This is a genomic window from Mesorhizobium sp. WSM4306, assembly GCF_007003975.1.
Classification (GTDB): Bacteria; Pseudomonadota; Alphaproteobacteria; order Rhizobiales; family Rhizobiaceae; genus Mesorhizobium.
Genome location: NZ_VFTC01000009.1, coordinates 156,736 through 172,042, shown reverse-complemented (window position 1 = coordinate 172,042; position 15,307 = coordinate 156,736). Strand labels below are relative to the sequence as shown.

General features: G+C 62.7%; 16 protein-coding genes and 1 pseudogene. 9 read left to right on the top strand and 8 right to left on the bottom strand.

Annotated elements, in window-relative coordinates; translation table 11 throughout:
* Positions 1–324 precede the first annotated feature (324 nt).
* Positions 325–1,515, top strand: coding sequence for a Xaa-Pro peptidase family protein (locus FJV77_RS13675; RefSeq protein ID WP_142867325.1), 1,191 nt, complete (start codon positions 325–327; stop codon positions 1,513–1,515).
* A 164-nt stretch (positions 1,516–1,679) separates the two neighbouring features.
* Here the strand turns inward: FJV77_RS13675 and FJV77_RS13670 are convergent, their stop codons facing one another.
* The 3 genes from FJV77_RS13670 to FJV77_RS13660 are packed head-to-tail and all read right to left on the bottom strand — an operon-like array spanning position 1,680 to position 4,161.
* Positions 1,680–2,096: a cupin domain-containing protein gene (locus tag FJV77_RS13670; RefSeq protein ID WP_142867324.1), complete on the bottom strand. Its 417-nt coding sequence runs from the start codon at positions 2,094–2,096 to the stop codon at positions 1,680–1,682.
* Positions 2,097–2,099: 3 nt separating this feature from the next.
* A complete protein-coding gene (locus FJV77_RS13665) occupies positions 2,100–2,954 on the bottom strand; it encodes a phosphoenolpyruvate hydrolase family protein (RefSeq protein ID WP_142867323.1) in 855 nt (284 codons plus the stop codon).
* 10 nt (positions 2,955–2,964) lie between these two features.
* A complete protein-coding gene (locus FJV77_RS13660; protein WP_142867322.1) occupies positions 2,965–4,161 on the bottom strand; it encodes a Tm-1-like ATP-binding domain-containing protein in 1,197 nt (398 codons plus the stop codon).
* 78 nt (positions 4,162–4,239) lie between these two features.
* Here FJV77_RS13660 and FJV77_RS13655 point away from each other — a divergent pair, with 78 nt between their 5' ends.
* From FJV77_RS13655 to FJV77_RS13625, 7 genes are all read left to right on the top strand, one after another.
* On the top strand, positions 4,240–4,923 hold the full coding sequence (locus tag FJV77_RS13655; RefSeq protein ID WP_142867321.1) for a TetR/AcrR family transcriptional regulator: 684 nt from the start codon (positions 4,240–4,242) through the stop codon (positions 4,921–4,923).
* A 358-nt stretch (positions 4,924–5,281) separates the two neighbouring features.
* Entirely contained in the window at positions 5,282–6,598 is a 1,317-nt protein-coding gene (locus tag FJV77_RS13650; RefSeq protein WP_142867320.1) for an ABC transporter substrate-binding protein, read from the top strand.
* A 67-nt stretch (positions 6,599–6,665) separates the two neighbouring features.
* Positions 6,666–7,571 (top strand): sugar ABC transporter permease, encoded by a 906-nt coding sequence (locus tag FJV77_RS13645; RefSeq protein ID WP_142867319.1) that lies wholly within the window; start codon positions 6,666–6,668, stop codon positions 7,569–7,571.
* 1 nt (position 7,572) lies between these two features.
* A complete protein-coding gene (locus FJV77_RS13640) occupies positions 7,573–8,532 on the top strand; it encodes a carbohydrate ABC transporter permease (RefSeq protein ID WP_142867318.1) in 960 nt (319 codons plus the stop codon).
* A complete protein-coding gene (locus FJV77_RS13635) occupies positions 8,529–8,765 on the top strand; it encodes a hypothetical protein (protein ID WP_142867317.1) in 237 nt (78 codons plus the stop codon). The genes FJV77_RS13640 and FJV77_RS13635 overlap by 4 nt, the downstream gene beginning before the upstream one ends.
* Positions 8,762–9,865, top strand: a complete 1,104-nt coding sequence (locus FJV77_RS13630) for an ABC transporter ATP-binding protein (protein ID WP_142867316.1) — start codon at positions 8,762–8,764, stop codon at positions 9,863–9,865. The genes FJV77_RS13635 and FJV77_RS13630 overlap by 4 nt, the downstream gene beginning before the upstream one ends.
* Positions 9,865–10,941 carry an ABC transporter ATP-binding protein gene (locus FJV77_RS13625; RefSeq protein WP_142867315.1) on the top strand — a complete coding sequence of 359 codons (1,077 nt, stop codon included), beginning with the start codon at positions 9,865–9,867 and terminating at the stop codon, positions 10,939–10,941. Before FJV77_RS13630 ends, FJV77_RS13625 begins: the two co-directional genes overlap by 1 nt.
* A gap of 57 nt (positions 10,942–10,998) precedes the next feature.
* Here FJV77_RS13625 and FJV77_RS13620 read toward each other — a convergent pair.
* Together FJV77_RS13620 and FJV77_RS13615 are read right to left on the bottom strand one after the other, a co-directional pair.
* Positions 10,999–11,231 (bottom strand): annotated as a pseudogene (locus FJV77_RS13620) (DUF4437 domain-containing protein); the annotation flags it as partial.
* A gap of 62 nt (positions 11,232–11,293) precedes the next feature.
* On the bottom strand, positions 11,294–11,641 hold the full coding sequence (locus tag FJV77_RS13615) for a GFA family protein (RefSeq protein ID WP_142867314.1): 348 nt from the start codon (positions 11,639–11,641) through the stop codon (positions 11,294–11,296).
* Positions 11,642–11,772: 131 nt separating this feature from the next.
* Here FJV77_RS13615 and FJV77_RS13610 point away from each other — a divergent pair, with 131 nt between their 5' ends.
* Positions 11,773–13,065 (top strand): amidase, encoded by a 1,293-nt coding sequence (locus FJV77_RS13610; protein WP_142867313.1) that lies wholly within the window; start codon positions 11,773–11,775, stop codon positions 13,063–13,065.
* Between the two features lie 13 nt (positions 13,066–13,078).
* On the opposite strand, the gene FJV77_RS13605 is transcribed toward FJV77_RS13610, so the two are convergent.
* The 3 genes from FJV77_RS13605 to FJV77_RS13595 all read right to left on the bottom strand — a co-directional run bounded on the left by FJV77_RS13605 (position 13,079) and on the right by FJV77_RS13595 (position 15,306).
* Positions 13,079–13,420 (bottom strand): hypothetical protein, encoded by a 342-nt coding sequence (locus tag FJV77_RS13605; RefSeq protein WP_185970305.1) that lies wholly within the window; start codon positions 13,418–13,420, stop codon positions 13,079–13,081.
* A 101-nt stretch (positions 13,421–13,521) separates the two neighbouring features.
* A complete protein-coding gene (locus FJV77_RS13600; RefSeq protein WP_142867312.1) occupies positions 13,522–14,499 on the bottom strand; it encodes an NAD(P)-dependent oxidoreductase in 978 nt (325 codons plus the stop codon).
* Positions 14,500–14,589: 90 nt separating this feature from the next.
* A complete protein-coding gene (locus FJV77_RS13595) occupies positions 14,590–15,306 on the bottom strand; it encodes a FadR/GntR family transcriptional regulator (protein WP_142867311.1) in 717 nt (238 codons plus the stop codon).
* Between the last annotated feature and the right edge of the window lies 1 nt (position 15,307).

The window sequence follows — 15,307 nt, the reverse complement described above, 5'->3', positions numbered from 1 at the left end:
CGGATACCAGCGGGTCCGCCAGCCTCCTTGTAGCGCCGATTATGGGCCTTGTCCGGGGTTTCGCCAGAGACGGAATTGGCGCATCCTTGCTTGGCTTTGAAATTTTCATCCGCTGGACCAGTTACAAGCAGTGGCTCCAACTGATCATCCTGGTAGGACCAGATAGGCTGGGTAGCCGACGAATGACGGCTTGGTGACTGGCCCGGTGACGCCATTTCCCTGTTTCTGGCTGGACCAGAGTGAGCAAAATGGTGCAGATTTGATCGACAGCCAAGGGATCGGGCGCAACGCGACCGACGATCCCAAGCAATCAGGGAGAGAGATATGAACATTGCCCCGGGCAAGAGCGCCGTCAGCAACATCCCGTTCGACCAGGCGAGGGTCGACCGGCTGATGGAGGAGGCTGGCATCGATGTGCTGCTGGCGACGTCCAAACACAACACGCAATATCTGCTCGGCGGCTACAAGTTCATCTTCTTCGCTGCCATGGATGCGATCGGCCACAGCCGCTATCTGCCTGTCGTCGTCTACGAGAAGGGCGGGCCGGAGCACGCGGCCTATATCGGCAACCGGATGGAAGGCGCCGAGCATCAGAACAATCCGTTCTGGACGCCGACGCTGCATGCGGCCTGCTGGGGCACGCTCGACGCCGCCAATCTTGCGGTCGAGCATATCGGCAAGATCGGCAAGGCCGGCGCCCGCATAGGCATCGAGCCGGCATTCCTGCCGTCCGATGCCTATGCGCTGATACGCAAGGCGCTGCCGGACGCCAAGCTGATCGACGCGACCGACATGCTGGAGCGGATGCGCGCCATCAAGACAGAGGCCGAGCTGGAGAAGCTGCGCATCGCTTCAGAGCTGATCACCGATTCCATGCTGGCGACCATCCAATGGGCGCGCGAAGGCACGACCAAGGCCGAGATGATCGAGCAGCTGCGGCGCGAGGAGACCAATCGCGGCGCGCATTTCGAATATTGCCTGCTGACGCTGGGCGCCAGCCACAACCGCGCCGCCTCGCCGCAGGCGTGGAAAAAGGGCGAGGTGCTGTCGATCGATTCCGGTGGCAATTATCACGGCTACATCGGCGACCTCTGCCGCATGGGCATTCTGGGCGAGCCGGACGCCGAACTTGAGGACCTGCTGGCCGAGGTCGAGACAGTGCAGCAGGCGGCCTTTTCGAAGGTCAGAGCCGGTACTATCGGCGGTGACATGATTTCGCATGCGGAGGGCGTGCTGAAGGCGTCTAAGGTCGCTTCCTATACGGATTTCTTCGCCCACGGCATGGGCCTGATCACGCATGAAGCGCCGTTCCTGATGACCAATCATCCGGTCACCTATGAAGGCACCTATGCTGCCAAGCCGCTGGAGACGAACATGGTGCTGTCGGTGGAGACGACCATGCTCCACCCGACGCGGGGGTTCATCAAGCTGGAGGACACGGTTGCGGTGACGGATGCGGGGTATGTGATGTTTGGTGATCGGGCCAGGGGGTGGAACCGAGGTGGGGTTTCATAGGGCCGAAAGTCGGCGCCGCCCCTCATCCGCCTGCCGGCACCTTCTCCCCGTAGAACGGGGAGAAGAAGGCAGCTTCGGCGATTGATGAAAGTGTCTTTCTCCCCGTCACTATACGGGGAGAAATGTCCGGCAGGACAATGAGGGGCAGCGCTACCCCACGAGGGCTACTTCCCCGGTGCAATCAGCCTGAAATCCGGCAACTCCCGCAACACCAGTTCCGGTCCGGCTGGTGAATACACGACGAACAGCTGCATCGGCGCATCGCCCGTGTTCAGCGTCGAATGGAAGCGGCTTTCCGGTACATAGATGGTGCAGCCGGGACCGACCTTGGCGACGACCGGATTGCCTTGGTCGTCCTCGACCATCTGCTCGCCATTCCCCGAAATGACAAAGATGATTTCTTCCGCGCCGGGGTGATTGTGGCGGGTGTGGCCCTTGCCTGAGGGCAGGTCGACGACGCCGCCGGAAAAGCGCGTCGCGCCATTCACTTCCGGAGCGACCGTCAGCGCCAGTTTGCCCCAGTCGAAGCCGAAGGCGCTGACGTCCTTCGGGTAGACAAACACCTTGCTCTTGTCGGTCATCTCTCATCCCTTCTTTTTCTTCTGGTCGTGCAGCGTGACGGCTTTGAAATCTGCCGTCTGCCTGGCGATCGCGGCTTCGGCCGGCAGCCGTTCCATCGAGCTTGCGCCATAGAAGCCATGCAGGCCTTTGCAGCGGTCGAGTATGTAGCGGGCGTCGTCTGGCATCGAGATCGGTCCGCCATGGCAAAGCAGGACGACATCCTTGCGCACCGAACGCGCGGCGTTGGCGATGGCGTCGATCTGGACAACGCAGTCGTCGAGCGACTTGGCCGACGTCGCGCCAATCGAGCCGCCGGTCGTCACCCCCATGTGGGCGACGATGATGTCGGCGCCGGCTCGTGCCATGGCGCGGGCCTCATCGGGGTTGAAGACGTAGGGCGTGGTCAACAGGTCGAGCTTGTGCGCCTCGGCGATCATGTCGACCTCGAGGCCGAAGCCCATGCCGGTCTCCTCGAAGCTCTGCCGCATGCTGCCGTCGAACAGGCCGATGGTGGGGAAATTCTGCACGCCGGAAAAGCCCATCGTCTTCAGCTCAGCTAGGAGCAGCGGCATGATGACGAAGGGATCGGTGCCGTTGACGCCGGCCAGCACCGGCGTCTTCTTGACCACCGGCAGCACCTCATAGGCCATTTCCTTGACGATCTCGTTGGCGTTGCCATAGGCAAGCAGGCCAGCGGCCGAGCCGCGCCCCGCCATGCGGTAGCGGCCGGAATTGTAGATGATGATCAGGTCGATGCCGCCGGCTTCCTCGGCCTTGGCCGACAGGCCGGTGCCGGCGCCGCCGCCGACGATCGGCACGCCGTCGGCGATCATCGCCCTGAACTTCTTCAATATGTCTTTGCGCGGTATGGCAGCCATGTCTGGGCTCTCACTGTCTGGCGATGTCGAGGAAGGCCGCGGTTGCGGCCTTGGCAAATTTCGGGTCGTTGATGTGCAGCGGCAGCCGCGTGACGCGGCGCGTGGCATTCGGCTTGATGGTGCGCTCTATGACATCGAACAGGACGGCGTCGGCTTGCGGGTCGAAAAAGGCGCCGCCCTCGATGTCGAGCGCCGAGACGCCTTTTTCCGGGATCAGGAAATGCACCGGTCCCGCGCAGCGGCTCAGCTTCTCGCCAATCCATTCGCCGATGCTGCGGCATTCATCGGCTGTGGTCCGCATCAGCGTGACGTTGGGGTTGTGCTCGTAAAACAGCCGGCCCCGATATTTCTCAGGAATGGTCGGCGGCGCCCAGAAGTTGACCATGTCGAGCGCGCCGACCGAGCCGACATAGGGCAGCTTGGTGCGGGCGATGGCGCCGAAGCGATCCTCCGTCGCCGGCAGTACGCCGCCGAACAGCAGGTCGCAGACTTCCGTCGTGGTGATGTCGATGACACCGGCGAGCAGGCCGCTGTCGGCCAGCTTCTCCATCGAGCGGCCGCCGGTGCCGGTGGCGTGGAAGACCATGCAGTCGTAGTCTGCCCGCAGCTGGTCGGCTATGGCTGTCACGCACGGGGTGGTGACGCCGAACATGGTGAGCCCGAGCGCCGGCTTGCCGGTCGCGGCCGGCGCGGGGCTCGCAGCCATACCCGCTATGGCCTGCGCCGCATTGTGCAACACGACACGCGACAGCCGGTTGAGGCCGGCCATGTCGGTCACCGAGGGCATCATGATGATGTCGGAGACGTCGACATAGGGTGCGGTGTCGCCGGAGGCGAGCGTCGAGACCATGATCTTCGGAACGCCCAGCGGCAGTGCGCGCATGCCGGATGTGATGATCGATGTGCCGCCACCGCCACCGATACCGATGATGCCGGCTACGTCGTTGCGCGACTGGATGAAGCTGGTGAAAGCGGCGCCCATGCCGGCCACTGCCGTGCCGCGATCGTCGATGCCGAGCACGCTGCCGGCTCCGCCCGGGTGATGCGCGGCGACCTCGCTGGCTGGAACATCGACCGGCACGGTGGCGCCGCGCGTGCCGATGTCGACGCGGGCAACCGAACTGCCGGTGGCGGCAATCGTGTCGGCCAGGAAGGCAAGTTCCTCGCCCTTGGTGTCGGCGGTGCCCACCACATAGATGCGGTTCATCGCGTTCCCCGTCTTCGGTGTGCTGGGTCTGGCCGCGAAGGCCATTGCAATTTTTTGAGACGCGCGTATCGTATTGACATGAATGTCTCACGTCAACAAGCCGCAGTGAACGACGACGCCAGTGAGGCGGTCGAACGCGGCCCACGTGCCCGCACAAAACGACTGATGCTGGAGACGGCGACGCGGCTGATGCAGGCGGGCGTCACGCCCTCGGTCAGCGAAGTCGCGGAGGCGGCTGAAGTCTCGCGCGCCACCGCTTATCGCTATTTCCCGAGCCAGGCAGCCCTGGTGCAGGCCGTGGTCGACGAGGGGCTCGGGCCGATCCTGACCTGGCAATCGGCTTCGAAAGATCCGCAACGCCGCGTCGCCGAATTGTTCGACACCGCCATGCCGCGCATCGAGGCTTTCGAGGCAACCTTCAAGGCAGCGTTGAAACTGTCGCTCGACCAGTGGGCGCAGCGCCAGGCGGGCACGCTGGGGGGCGAACCGCAGTTCACACGCGGTCATCGCGTCCAGCTGTTGAAGGATGCCATCACTCCGCTCAAGGGCCAGTTGTCGCCGCGCGAATTCAAGCGCCTGGCGCAGGCGCTGTCGATGATGTTCGGCGTCGAATTGCTGATCGTGCTAAAGGACATATGGGGGCTCGACAGCCGCGGCATGCGGTCAGTCGCGCAATGGGCGGCGGGCGCCCTGGTGCGCGCCGCGATAGTGGAATCGATGACAGAAGCGGATGCGGTTCGGCCGGCGGCAGCGACGAAATAGCGCCAATCTGGTTCGACCAGATTTGCGCGACCACTACTGATGGTAACCAGGATGTAGGTGCCGAAACAAGGCTCTCCTATATCAAGGAGTAGGAAAATTAAGGGAAAACAGTCAGATACATGGGGAATCCGGTTATACAAGCTCCGGCTGTGGTCCAAGAAAGAGCTTGACGGCTATCCAAAATTGGTAATACCAGATCAGGACAGAAAAAGCGGATCGAAAGTGAGAGCTGCGGTCCATTTTCCGGCGAAGCGAGGAGGCTTGGAACCGGAAAGGTGCGATCTCGGAGGAACTACCAGGGCCGGCCCCGTTGCCGGCTCGCATGATACGGTAGAATGCGCACAAGGGAGGAAACATTATGCGCAAGACAATGACCAGCCTGCTTGCTGGTATCGGCTTAGTGCTTGCCTGCGGAACGTCCGTTTACGCGCAGGATAAATCACTCACCATCTTCTGGGCGGAATGGGATCCGGCCAATTACCTGCAGGAACTCGGCAACGAGTACGAGAAGGAAACCGGCGTCAAGATTACGGTGGAAACCACACCGTGGCCCGACTTCCAGACCAAGGCCTTCACCGAGTTCAACGCCCATGGCGACGCCTATGATATGGTCGTCGGCGATTCGCAATGGCTCGGCGCCGGCTCGACTGGTGGCCACTATGTCGACCTGACCGACTTCTTCAACAAGCACAAGGTCGGCGAAGTAATGGCGCCGGCTACGGTGAAATACTATGCCGAATATCCGGGCGGCAGCAGCAAGTACTGGGCCATTCCGCTCGAAGGCGACGCCGTCGGCTGGTCCTATCGCAAGGACTGGTTCGAAGACCCCAAGGAAAAGGAAGCCTTCAAGGCCAAATATGGCTACGATCTCGACGTGCCGAAGGATTTCAAGGCGCTGCGCGACATCGCCGAATTCTTCCACCGGCCGGATCAGAAGCGATACGGCATCGCCATCTACACCGACAATTCCTATGACGCGATGGCGATGGGTTTTGAGAACGCGTTGTTCTCCTTTGGCGGCGAGCTGGGTGACTATAAGACCTACAAGGTCGATGGCTTCATCAACTCCGACAAGGCGATCGCGGCGCTCGACGCCTACAAGGAACTCTACAAGTTCACCCCTCCGGGCTGGGCCAAGTCGTTTTTCGTCGAGGACAACCAGGCCATCACTGAAAACCTGGCCGCGATGAGCATGAACTACTTCGCGTTCTTCCCCTCGCTGATTAACGAGGCGTCGAACCCGAACGCCAAGAACACCGGCTTCTTCGCCAATCCCCCGGGCCCGAACGGCGATCAGTTCGCCGCACTCGGCGGCCAGGGTATCTCCATCGTCTCCTACTCGCAGAAGCAGGAAGAGGCGACGAAGTTCCTTGAATGGTTCATCAAGGACGAGACCCAGAAGAAGTGGGCAGCGCTTGGCGGCTACACCTGCAGTGCCGCCGTGCTCAAGTCGGACGAATTCCAGAACGCCACGCCGTACAACAAGGCCTTCTACGAGACCATGTTCAAGGTGAAGGATTTCTGGGCGGTGCCGGAATATGCAGAACTGCTGCAGCAGCTCAACCAGCGCGTCTACCCCTACATGATCGGCGGCGAAGGCACCGCCAAGGAAACGCTGGACGCGCTCGCAGGCGACTGGAACGCGACGTTCAAGAAATACGGCCGCGGGCAGTAACCGACATCTTCACGGAGGGGGCGATTGGTGCCTCCTCCGTTTTCTTTTTTGAACCGGGAGCAGGGTCTTGGCGACCACGATGATCACCACGCTAGACAGGTCCTCACGAGCCGCCGCACGCGGCCTCAGCGACATGTCGATCCGCAATCTCTTCATCATTCCGACGATCCTGTTCCTGATCGTCTTCAACATCTTCCCGCTGATCTATTCGCTGGGTTATTCCTTCACCGATTTCCGCGCGTCGACCAATGCGGCGGCGAATTTCGTTGGGCTGCAGAATTATCGCGACCTGCTCAACGACCCGTATGTGTGGTCCAATTTCGCCATCACCGCGAAATACGTCATCATCTCGGTCGCCGGTCAGCTGCTGGTCGGCTTTGGCGTCGCCATGCTGCTCAACCGCGACATTCCGCTGAAGGGCTTGCTGACGACGCTGCTTCTGTTGCCGATGATGCTGTCGATGGCGGTCGTCGGCCTGTTCTGGAAACTGCTCTACGATCCGTCTTTCGGCATCATCAACTATGCGCTCGGCCTCGGCACCTTCGAATGGCTATCGAATCCGAAAATGGCGCTCTATGCGGTTGCGCTTACCGACATCTGGATGTGGTCGCCCTTCGTCATGCTGCTGTCGCTGGCCGGCCTCTCGGCGGTGCCGAAGCATCTCTACGAGGCGGCGGCGATCGACCGCGCCGGGCCGTTCTACACCTTCTTTCGCATCACGCTGCCGCTGGTCGCGCCGATCCTGATGATCGCGGTCATCTTCCGCACCATGGAGGCATTTAAGACCTTCGATCTCGCCTACATCCTGACCAGCCAGCCGACGGCCGAACTGATTTCGATCCGGCTCTACAAGATGGCGTTCCAGGAATGGCAGACCGGGCGGTCCTGCGCACTCGCCTACATCGTGCTGATCATGGTGCTGGCGATTACCAACATCTACGTCAAATACCTCAACAAGGTGAAGGAGCGCTGAGATGGCCGCCGTCCGCACTTCTTCCGAAATCGGCTTCAACCGCGTTGCAATCGTCGCCGTCCTGTTGGTGACGATCATCTTTCTGGCGCCGATCTACTGGATTGCCTCGACGGCATTCAAGCCGCGCAACCTTGCCACCACCATTCCGCCGACGGTCGTCTTCCAGCCGGAAATATCGCCCTTCGTCAAGCTGTTCACCAAGCGCTCGCAACTGCGCAACCCAGCGTCGCCGGAGGAGTATGCAGCCGCGCCCTGGTGGGAGCGCGTCGTCTTCGACGGCGGCGAAAAGATCGTGCGTGACGGCAAGGGCCAGGTGCAGTGGTCCGGCTATCCGAGTCGCTTCATGAACTCGTTGATCGTGGCCATAACCTCGACGGTACTGGCGGTCGGCATGGGCACCTTCACCGCCTACGGCTTCTCGCGCTTCAAGGTGAAGGGAGAGGCGGATCTGCTCTTCTTCATCCTGTCGACGCGCATGCTGCCGCCGGTGGTCGTCGCCATCCCCATGTTCCTGATGTACCGGGCGGTCGGCCTCAACGATTCCCACCTCGGCCTGATAATCCTCTACACCGCTTTCAACCTGTCCTTCTCGGTCTGGCTGATGAAAGGCTTCATGGACGAGATCCCGAAGGAATACGAGGAGGCCGCCCTGGTCGACGGCTATACGCGCATGGAAGCCTTCTTCAAGATCGTGCTACCCGAGGCCGCAACCGGCATCGCCGCCACCGCCGTCTTCTGCTTTATCACGGCGTGGAACGAATATGCCTTCGCGCTGATCATGACCAGCCGCCGCGCGCAGACCGCGCCGCCTTTCATCCCCAGCCAGGTCGGCTCCGGCCTGCCGGACTGGACGGTGATTGCGGCAGGCACTTTCCTGTTCCTGCTGCCGGTTGCCATTTTCACCTTCCTGCTCCGCAATCATCTGTTGCGCGGCATGTCCTTCGGAGCGATCCGCAAATGAGCTTTCGAGCCATCAACCAGAAATATCTCGAACCCGGCTCGCAGATCCTGATGGTGCTCGGCATCGTCGCGCTCTGCCAGCCCTGGAACATGCTGCTGCACACCTATGGTCTGACCATCATCCTGATCGGCCTGATCGGCTTCAACATCACCTCGAAGATCGCGCCGGAAGAGAAGGCCGGCACTGGCCACGGCGCGGACGAACCGGCGCGAAATCCGGGAGCACCGCATTGACCCAGATCGAGCTTCGCGGCGTCCAGAAATTCTTCGGCGCCGTCCAGGTCATCAAGGACCTCAACCTCAAAATCGACGACAACGAGTTCATCGTGCTGCTCGGCCAGTCCGGCTGCGGCAAGACGACGACGCTGCGCGCCATTGCCGGGCTGGAGACGATCGATGGCGGCGATATACTGATCGACGGCAAGCCGGTGCAGCACCTCAAGGCCGCCGACCGCGACATCGCCATGGTGTTCCAGTCATTCTCGCTCTATCCGCATATGAGCGTCTACGAGAATGTTGCTTTCCCACTCAGGGCAACGCGAAAGAGCAAGGCTGAGATCGACCAGGAAGTGCGCTCGGTCGCCAAGACGCTGCAGATCACCGACCTCCTGGCCAAGAAGCCGTCGGCGCTGTCGGGCGGCGACATGCAGCGCGTCGCTATCGGCAGGGCGCTGGTGCGGCGCCCGAAGGCGATGCTGATGGACGAACCGATCGGCGCGCTCGACGCCAAATTGCGCGAAGAGATGCGCGCCGAGATCAAGCGGCTGCACATCAAGCAGGGCTCGACCACCATCTATGTCACGCATGACCAGATCGAGGCGATGAGCCTCGCCGATCGCATTGTCATCATGCATGAGGGCGTGTTGCAGCAGGTTGGCTCGCCAGACGAGGTCTATTCGCATCCGGCCAATCTGTTCGTGGCGCAGTTCGTCGGCAGCCCGGTGATGAATGTCGCCGATGCGTCGGTCGCAGAAACGGCTTCCTCGGCCTCGGTCACGGTCGGCGGCGCTGCCGCCGGTTTCGAATTCCCGCGCGCGCTTTTGTCCAAGCTCAACGGACATGCCGGCGGCCAGCTGGCGCTCGGCATCCGGCCCGAAGGCGTGCTGGTGCGCCATGAAGCGGCGGAAGGCTTCCTGCCGGTCGAGACGCAGATCGTCGAGCCGCTCGGCTCCTTCGACATCGTCGACCTCATGGTCGGCACAAAGATGCTGCGCGCCCGCACCAAGAGCGGCTTCGTCGGCGGTCCCGGCGAAAAGGTCTTCGCCAGGATCGATCCGACGCAGGCGCATTTCTTCGACACAGCAAGCGGCAAGTCGCTCGAGGTGAGGCTCTGATGGCGCATATCCAGCTCAAGAATATCTCGAAGAGCTTCGGCAATCACACCGCGCTGACCGGGCTCAATCTCGAGATCGCCGATGGCGAGTTCTTCGTGCTGCTCGGCGAGACAGGCGCGGGCAAGACGACGACGCTGCGCATGGTCGCCGGTTTGGAAAAGCCGACTGAGGGCCAGGTATTCATCGACGGCGTCGATGTCGCCGACTGGGGCGCTGCCGAGCGCGACGTGGCGCTGGTGCTGCAGCAATATTCGCTCTACCCGCGCTACACCGTGCGCGAGAACCTTGAATTCCCACTGAAGCCGAAGATCCGCCGGCTGCCGGATGCCGAGATCAAGGACCGCGTTGCGCGGGCCGCCAAGACACTGCGGATCGAGCATCTGCTCGACCGCAAGACCGATCGCCTTTCGGGCGGCGAGATGCAGCGCGTCTCGATCGGCCGCGCCATTGTGCGCAAGCCGCGCGTGTTCCTGATGGACGAGCCGCTGTCGGCGCTCGACGCCAAATTGCGCGAGGCGCTGCGCACGGAACTGAAGAACCTGCAGATACAGCTCGGCGCCACCTTCCTGTTCGTCACCCACGACCAGATCGAGGCGATGTCGATGGGCGACAAGGTCGGCGTGTTGAACCACGGCCGCATCGTGCAGACCGGCACGCCGCACGAGATCTACAACAATCCGCGCGATACCTATGTGGCGAGCTTCGTCGGCTCGCCGCCGATGAACCTCATCGACGGCCGGCTGGTGGATAATCGCGCGGTGATGGCGCCGATGAATTTCGAGCTGCCGCTTACCAAGACGGCCGCGGCGACGGAGGGGCGCCCGCTCGTCTTCGGCATCCGTCCGGAAGACGTCTATCTCGAGAGCGGCGCGCCGGTCGAGGCACGCGTCCATGATGTCGAGAACCATGGCGTCGAAAAGATCCTGACGCTCAGGGTCGGCGACACGACGCTGCGCGCCACCGTGCCGGCCAGGACCGATGTGGCGATCGAGCAATCGGTGCGCTTCGCGTGGAATGCGGACAAGGTCGTGCTGTTCGACAAGGGCAGCGGCGTAAGCCTGCGGCACGCCAGCTAGGCTCCCCTGCAGACTTAAGCCGGCGCCAATCCGCTGGCGAAAATCTGCAGGCGCCTTCTATTTCTGGAAATAGGTCGCGTAGGGCGTGTCGTTGATCAGCAGGATCACGCACTCCGTCTCCGACAGGCAGGCGTCGTCGTGCATCTCATTGGCCTTTTGGGTCCAGTAGGACCCTGGCGGCAGTTCGACCTTGGTCGCTCTTCGCCGCCCTCCATCTGCCAATGCGCCCACAGCCCCTTGATGACCACCGCGCGGTAGTCGGCGGTGTGCGCATGGACCGGCGCGCGCCAGCAACGGCCCGACTGCCATCACGGTTGTCGGGCCGTTGTCATGATGAGAGGTAACCAACTGTTCAGACCGCGCGGCCGTCAAAATCGAAGATCGACAGGCCGGCAGGATCGATATCCACGACACAGTTGAGGTTGACATAGGCGCTGCGTTCGCTGCCCCGACGGACGTCCTCGGCAAAAGGATGGATGCCGCAGGTGCGGCAGAAGCGATGCGACATTGCGTGATTGCCGAAGGTATAGGTGCCGAGATCGTCGCCCCACGCCAGCACCGTCAGGCTGTCATGCGGGATGGCGGCCAACAGCGCACCCTTGCGCGAGCAGATCGAGCAATTGCACCGCACCGCGCCGGTCAGCTCCGCCTTGAATTCGAACGCAACCTTGCCGCAATGGCAGCTGCCTTTGTACAGCATCAGTCTCTTCCTATCGCTGGCAGGTGCAAAGGCACGCTGGCCGGGTTATCCCTTCCGCGGGCCCAACCGGCCGCTTGAACTCTCTGTGCTTGCTTTAAAGACGTTGCATCCTGGCGGAGTCCGACATCGACATGCAATCAATCCGCGATCATCTCGAAATCATCCTGTCACGTCTTGCCAATCGTGCGGCAGACGAGAGGGTCTACACAAAGCTCTATGCCGAGGCCGCGCGGGCCGCGGCCGATGCCAGCGATGCCCGCAAACGGGCCGGTGTGAGCCTCGGGCCGCTCGACGGCACCATTGTCTCGATCAAGGATCTGTTCGATGTCGCTGGCGAGTCGACCACGGCCGGTTCGCTGATGCTGAAGAACGCAGCATCTCCCCTGTGGGACGCGGCAATCGTCAGCCGGCTGCGGCAGGCCGGCGCGGTCATCATCGGCAAGACCAACATGACCGAATTCGCCTTCACCGCGATCGGCGACAACCTGCACTACGGCACACCCGGCAATGCGGCCGACGCCAGCCGCGTTCCCGGCGGCTCGTCCTCGGGCGCCGGCGTTTCCGTGGCCGAGGGCACATGCGACATCGCCATCGGCTCCGACACCGGCGGCTCGGTGCGCATCCCGGCATCGCTGAATGGCGTCGTCGGCTTCAAGCCGACGGCGCGGCGGGTGCCGCTGACCGGCGCCTTTCCCCTGTCCGCGACGCTGGATTCGATCGGGCCGCTGGCGCTGAGCGTCGCCGCCTGCGCGGTCGCCGATGCCGTCATGTCAGGGGACGAACTCCCGCCGCTGCATCTGCCGCTGTCACTTGCCGGCCTCCGCGTTGGCGTTCCGCGCGGTGTGCTGTTCGACGAGACGGAACCGGAAGTCGCGGCAGGCTTCGAGCGATGCCTGCGCGCGCTGGAGCAAAGCGGCGTGCGCATCGTCGACCTGTTGATCGACGATCTGATTGCCGAGATGCGCACAGCAACCAAACGTGCTTCGATCGCGTCGATGGAAGGTGCGGAGGTTCATGCCGACTGGCTGTCCATCGGTGCATCGGTGCCGGTTGACCCGCATGTCAGCGGCCCGCTTTCGCGGGCACTCGCCATCCCTGCTTCGGTCTATATCAGGACCATCCGCCGCCGCGGCGAGCTAGCCGCCGCCATGGCCGAGCGCCTCGCGTCGATCGATATGCTTGCCCTCCCGACCGTGCCGATCGTCGCGCCCTCGATCGCCACCATGGCCGGCGACGAAGCGCTGCGCAACAAGGCCGAAGGCCTGCTGTTGCGCAACACCCAGGTCGCCAACCAGTTCGACCTCTGCGCCATCTCGCTGCCGATGCCCGGCATGACGTTGCCGGCCGGGCTGATGCTGGTGGCGCGCAACGGCCAGGACCATTATTTGCTGCGCATCGCGGCTGAAGTGGAGCGGTTGTTCTGACCGGCGTCCAGTATCAGCGCGACGAGCAGTGCTTGCGTTCGCTGTCCTTGGCGGTGCGCAGGATGCCGGTCGCGACCAATGTCGGCAGGCTGTGCTGCTTGCCGTTCAAGCTGCGCGGCCGGTTCTCGATGGAACCTGCGACAACGAGCTTGCCGGCGTAGAGTTTGTCGGGAAGGTCGAGCGCCTTGTCCTGCTGCGGCAGGCCGTCAATATCGACCCACACGCCCTTGACGACCTTGCCAGTGGTGAGGTCAAGCGCACTAGTCGAAGGGCAGGGCGCCATCAGGCACCGCAGGCCGTTGTCGCAAGGCACGTAGCTGCCTTGCCCATCGGCCCGAGCCTCGGTAGCTGCCATGCAGATGCCGGCAATCAGAATAAGAATTCGGGTAGCGCTTTGGGCCATGTCGGCGAAGCTCGTCGCCAAATCCGGGAATATTGAGGCGGGTCGCAGAACCGTCAGTCTGCCGGAAACCGCCGGCGGTAGTGCTCGACCACATCGGGGTTGCGCAAATTGACCGGCAGCCGGTTGGCCAGCACCAGCAAGGTCTCGCCGGCAGCACCCACACCCATGCGCATCATCGACTGCTCGGTAATGCCAGCCATATGCGGGGTGACGATGACATTGTCGAAGCCGAAGTAAGGATGATTTGCCGGCAGCGGCTGCGTGGCAAAGACGTCGAGTGCGGCGCCGCCAATGCGGTCCTTGCGCAAGGCCTCGATCAGCGCCTCGTCTTCGATCACGGGCCCGCGCGAAATGTTGATCAAAAGCGCGTCGGGCTTCATGCGGGCAATGCGTTCGCGGTTGATCAGGCCGCGGGTTTCCGGCGTCAGCGGGCAGCACAAAACGATGATGTCGCTCTGTTCGACCAGCGCGTCGATCGACAGGAAGCCGATCCTGTCAGGCGCCGGCTGCATGCTGCGCGTCGTCGCCACCACGTTGAGACCGAAGCCGTGTGCGGCGATATGGGCGACCGCCTGACCGATAGCGCCGAAACCTATGATGCCGATGGTCTTGCCGGCGAGTTCGCTGGCATGGCTGGCGTGGTCGCGGCCGGCATTCCAGCCCCTGGCGCGCAGGTCGCGGTCGACCGAGCGGAAGCGGCGAAGCAGCGCCAGGGCTGCAAACATCACATATTCGGCGACCGAGCGCGCATTGACCGCCGGCACGTTGGCGACCAGGACGCCGGCTGCGGCCGCGGCCTCCATCGGCACCATATCGAGGCCGGCGCCGTGACGGACTGCTGCCCTAAGTTTGGTCGCGTTTTCGAACAGCGCCGGCGGCAGTGGCGCTCGCACAATGATGACGTCCGCGTTCTTCGCCTCGCTGGTCAGCGTGGCGGCATCGAGCGCTGAGGCGACGACGAGTTCGCCGGCGCCTACCAGCATGGCGGAGGCACGCGGATGCAGCGTGTGCGTCGACAGGATTCTGGGCATGGGGCACCTGTTTTTTGTCGCAATTCTCAAGGGAAAGCGCCACGCGCTTTTCCCGGGAAAAAGCGTTTTCACACTTTTCCTGGAATTGCTCTAGACCTTTTCGAGGGCGGTGGTTTTCTGCTCCATGCCGCGGCCCTCGATGATGCCCTTCCAGTAGCTTTCCGCGCCTTGCAGATGGGCGCTCATCAGCGCCTGGGCGAGGTTGCCGTCGCGGCGCAGCAACGCTTCGTAGATCTGGATATGCTCGGCATGCGAGCGCACTGAGCGCTCGGGATCGTTGAAGTAGATCGGCAGCCGTTGCTCGCCCATCAGATAATAGACGCTGCAGATGTTGTGGAAGACGCCGTTCTTGGTCGCCCGCACGATCTCGAGATGGAATTCGCGGTCCTCCTTGGCAAGGCCTTCGCCGGCGGCGATGCGCTCCTCGGAAGCTTTCAGGATTTCGCGCAGGCGCTCGAAATTCTCTTCGGTGGCGCGCGAACATGCGAGTTCGGCGGCCTTGATCTCGTGGATCTTGCGCAGCTCCACGGTTTCGTAGATCTGGACCGGATCGAGCGGCAGGCCCGCGCGGGCGAAAAGGGCCAAGGCTTCCACGCTGGCCTGCCGGGTGTCGACATAGATGCCGGATTTGGCGCGACGTTCGACGATGCGCATGGCTTCAAGAATGGCCAGCGCCTCGCGGATCTGGCCGCGGCTGACGCTGAAGTGCTCGGCCAGTTCGCGCTCCGAGGGCGTGCGGCCGGTCTCGTTGTCCGAATGGGAGAACAGATAGGCGGCGAGTTCGGCGAGAAGGTTCTTTTCTTTCATC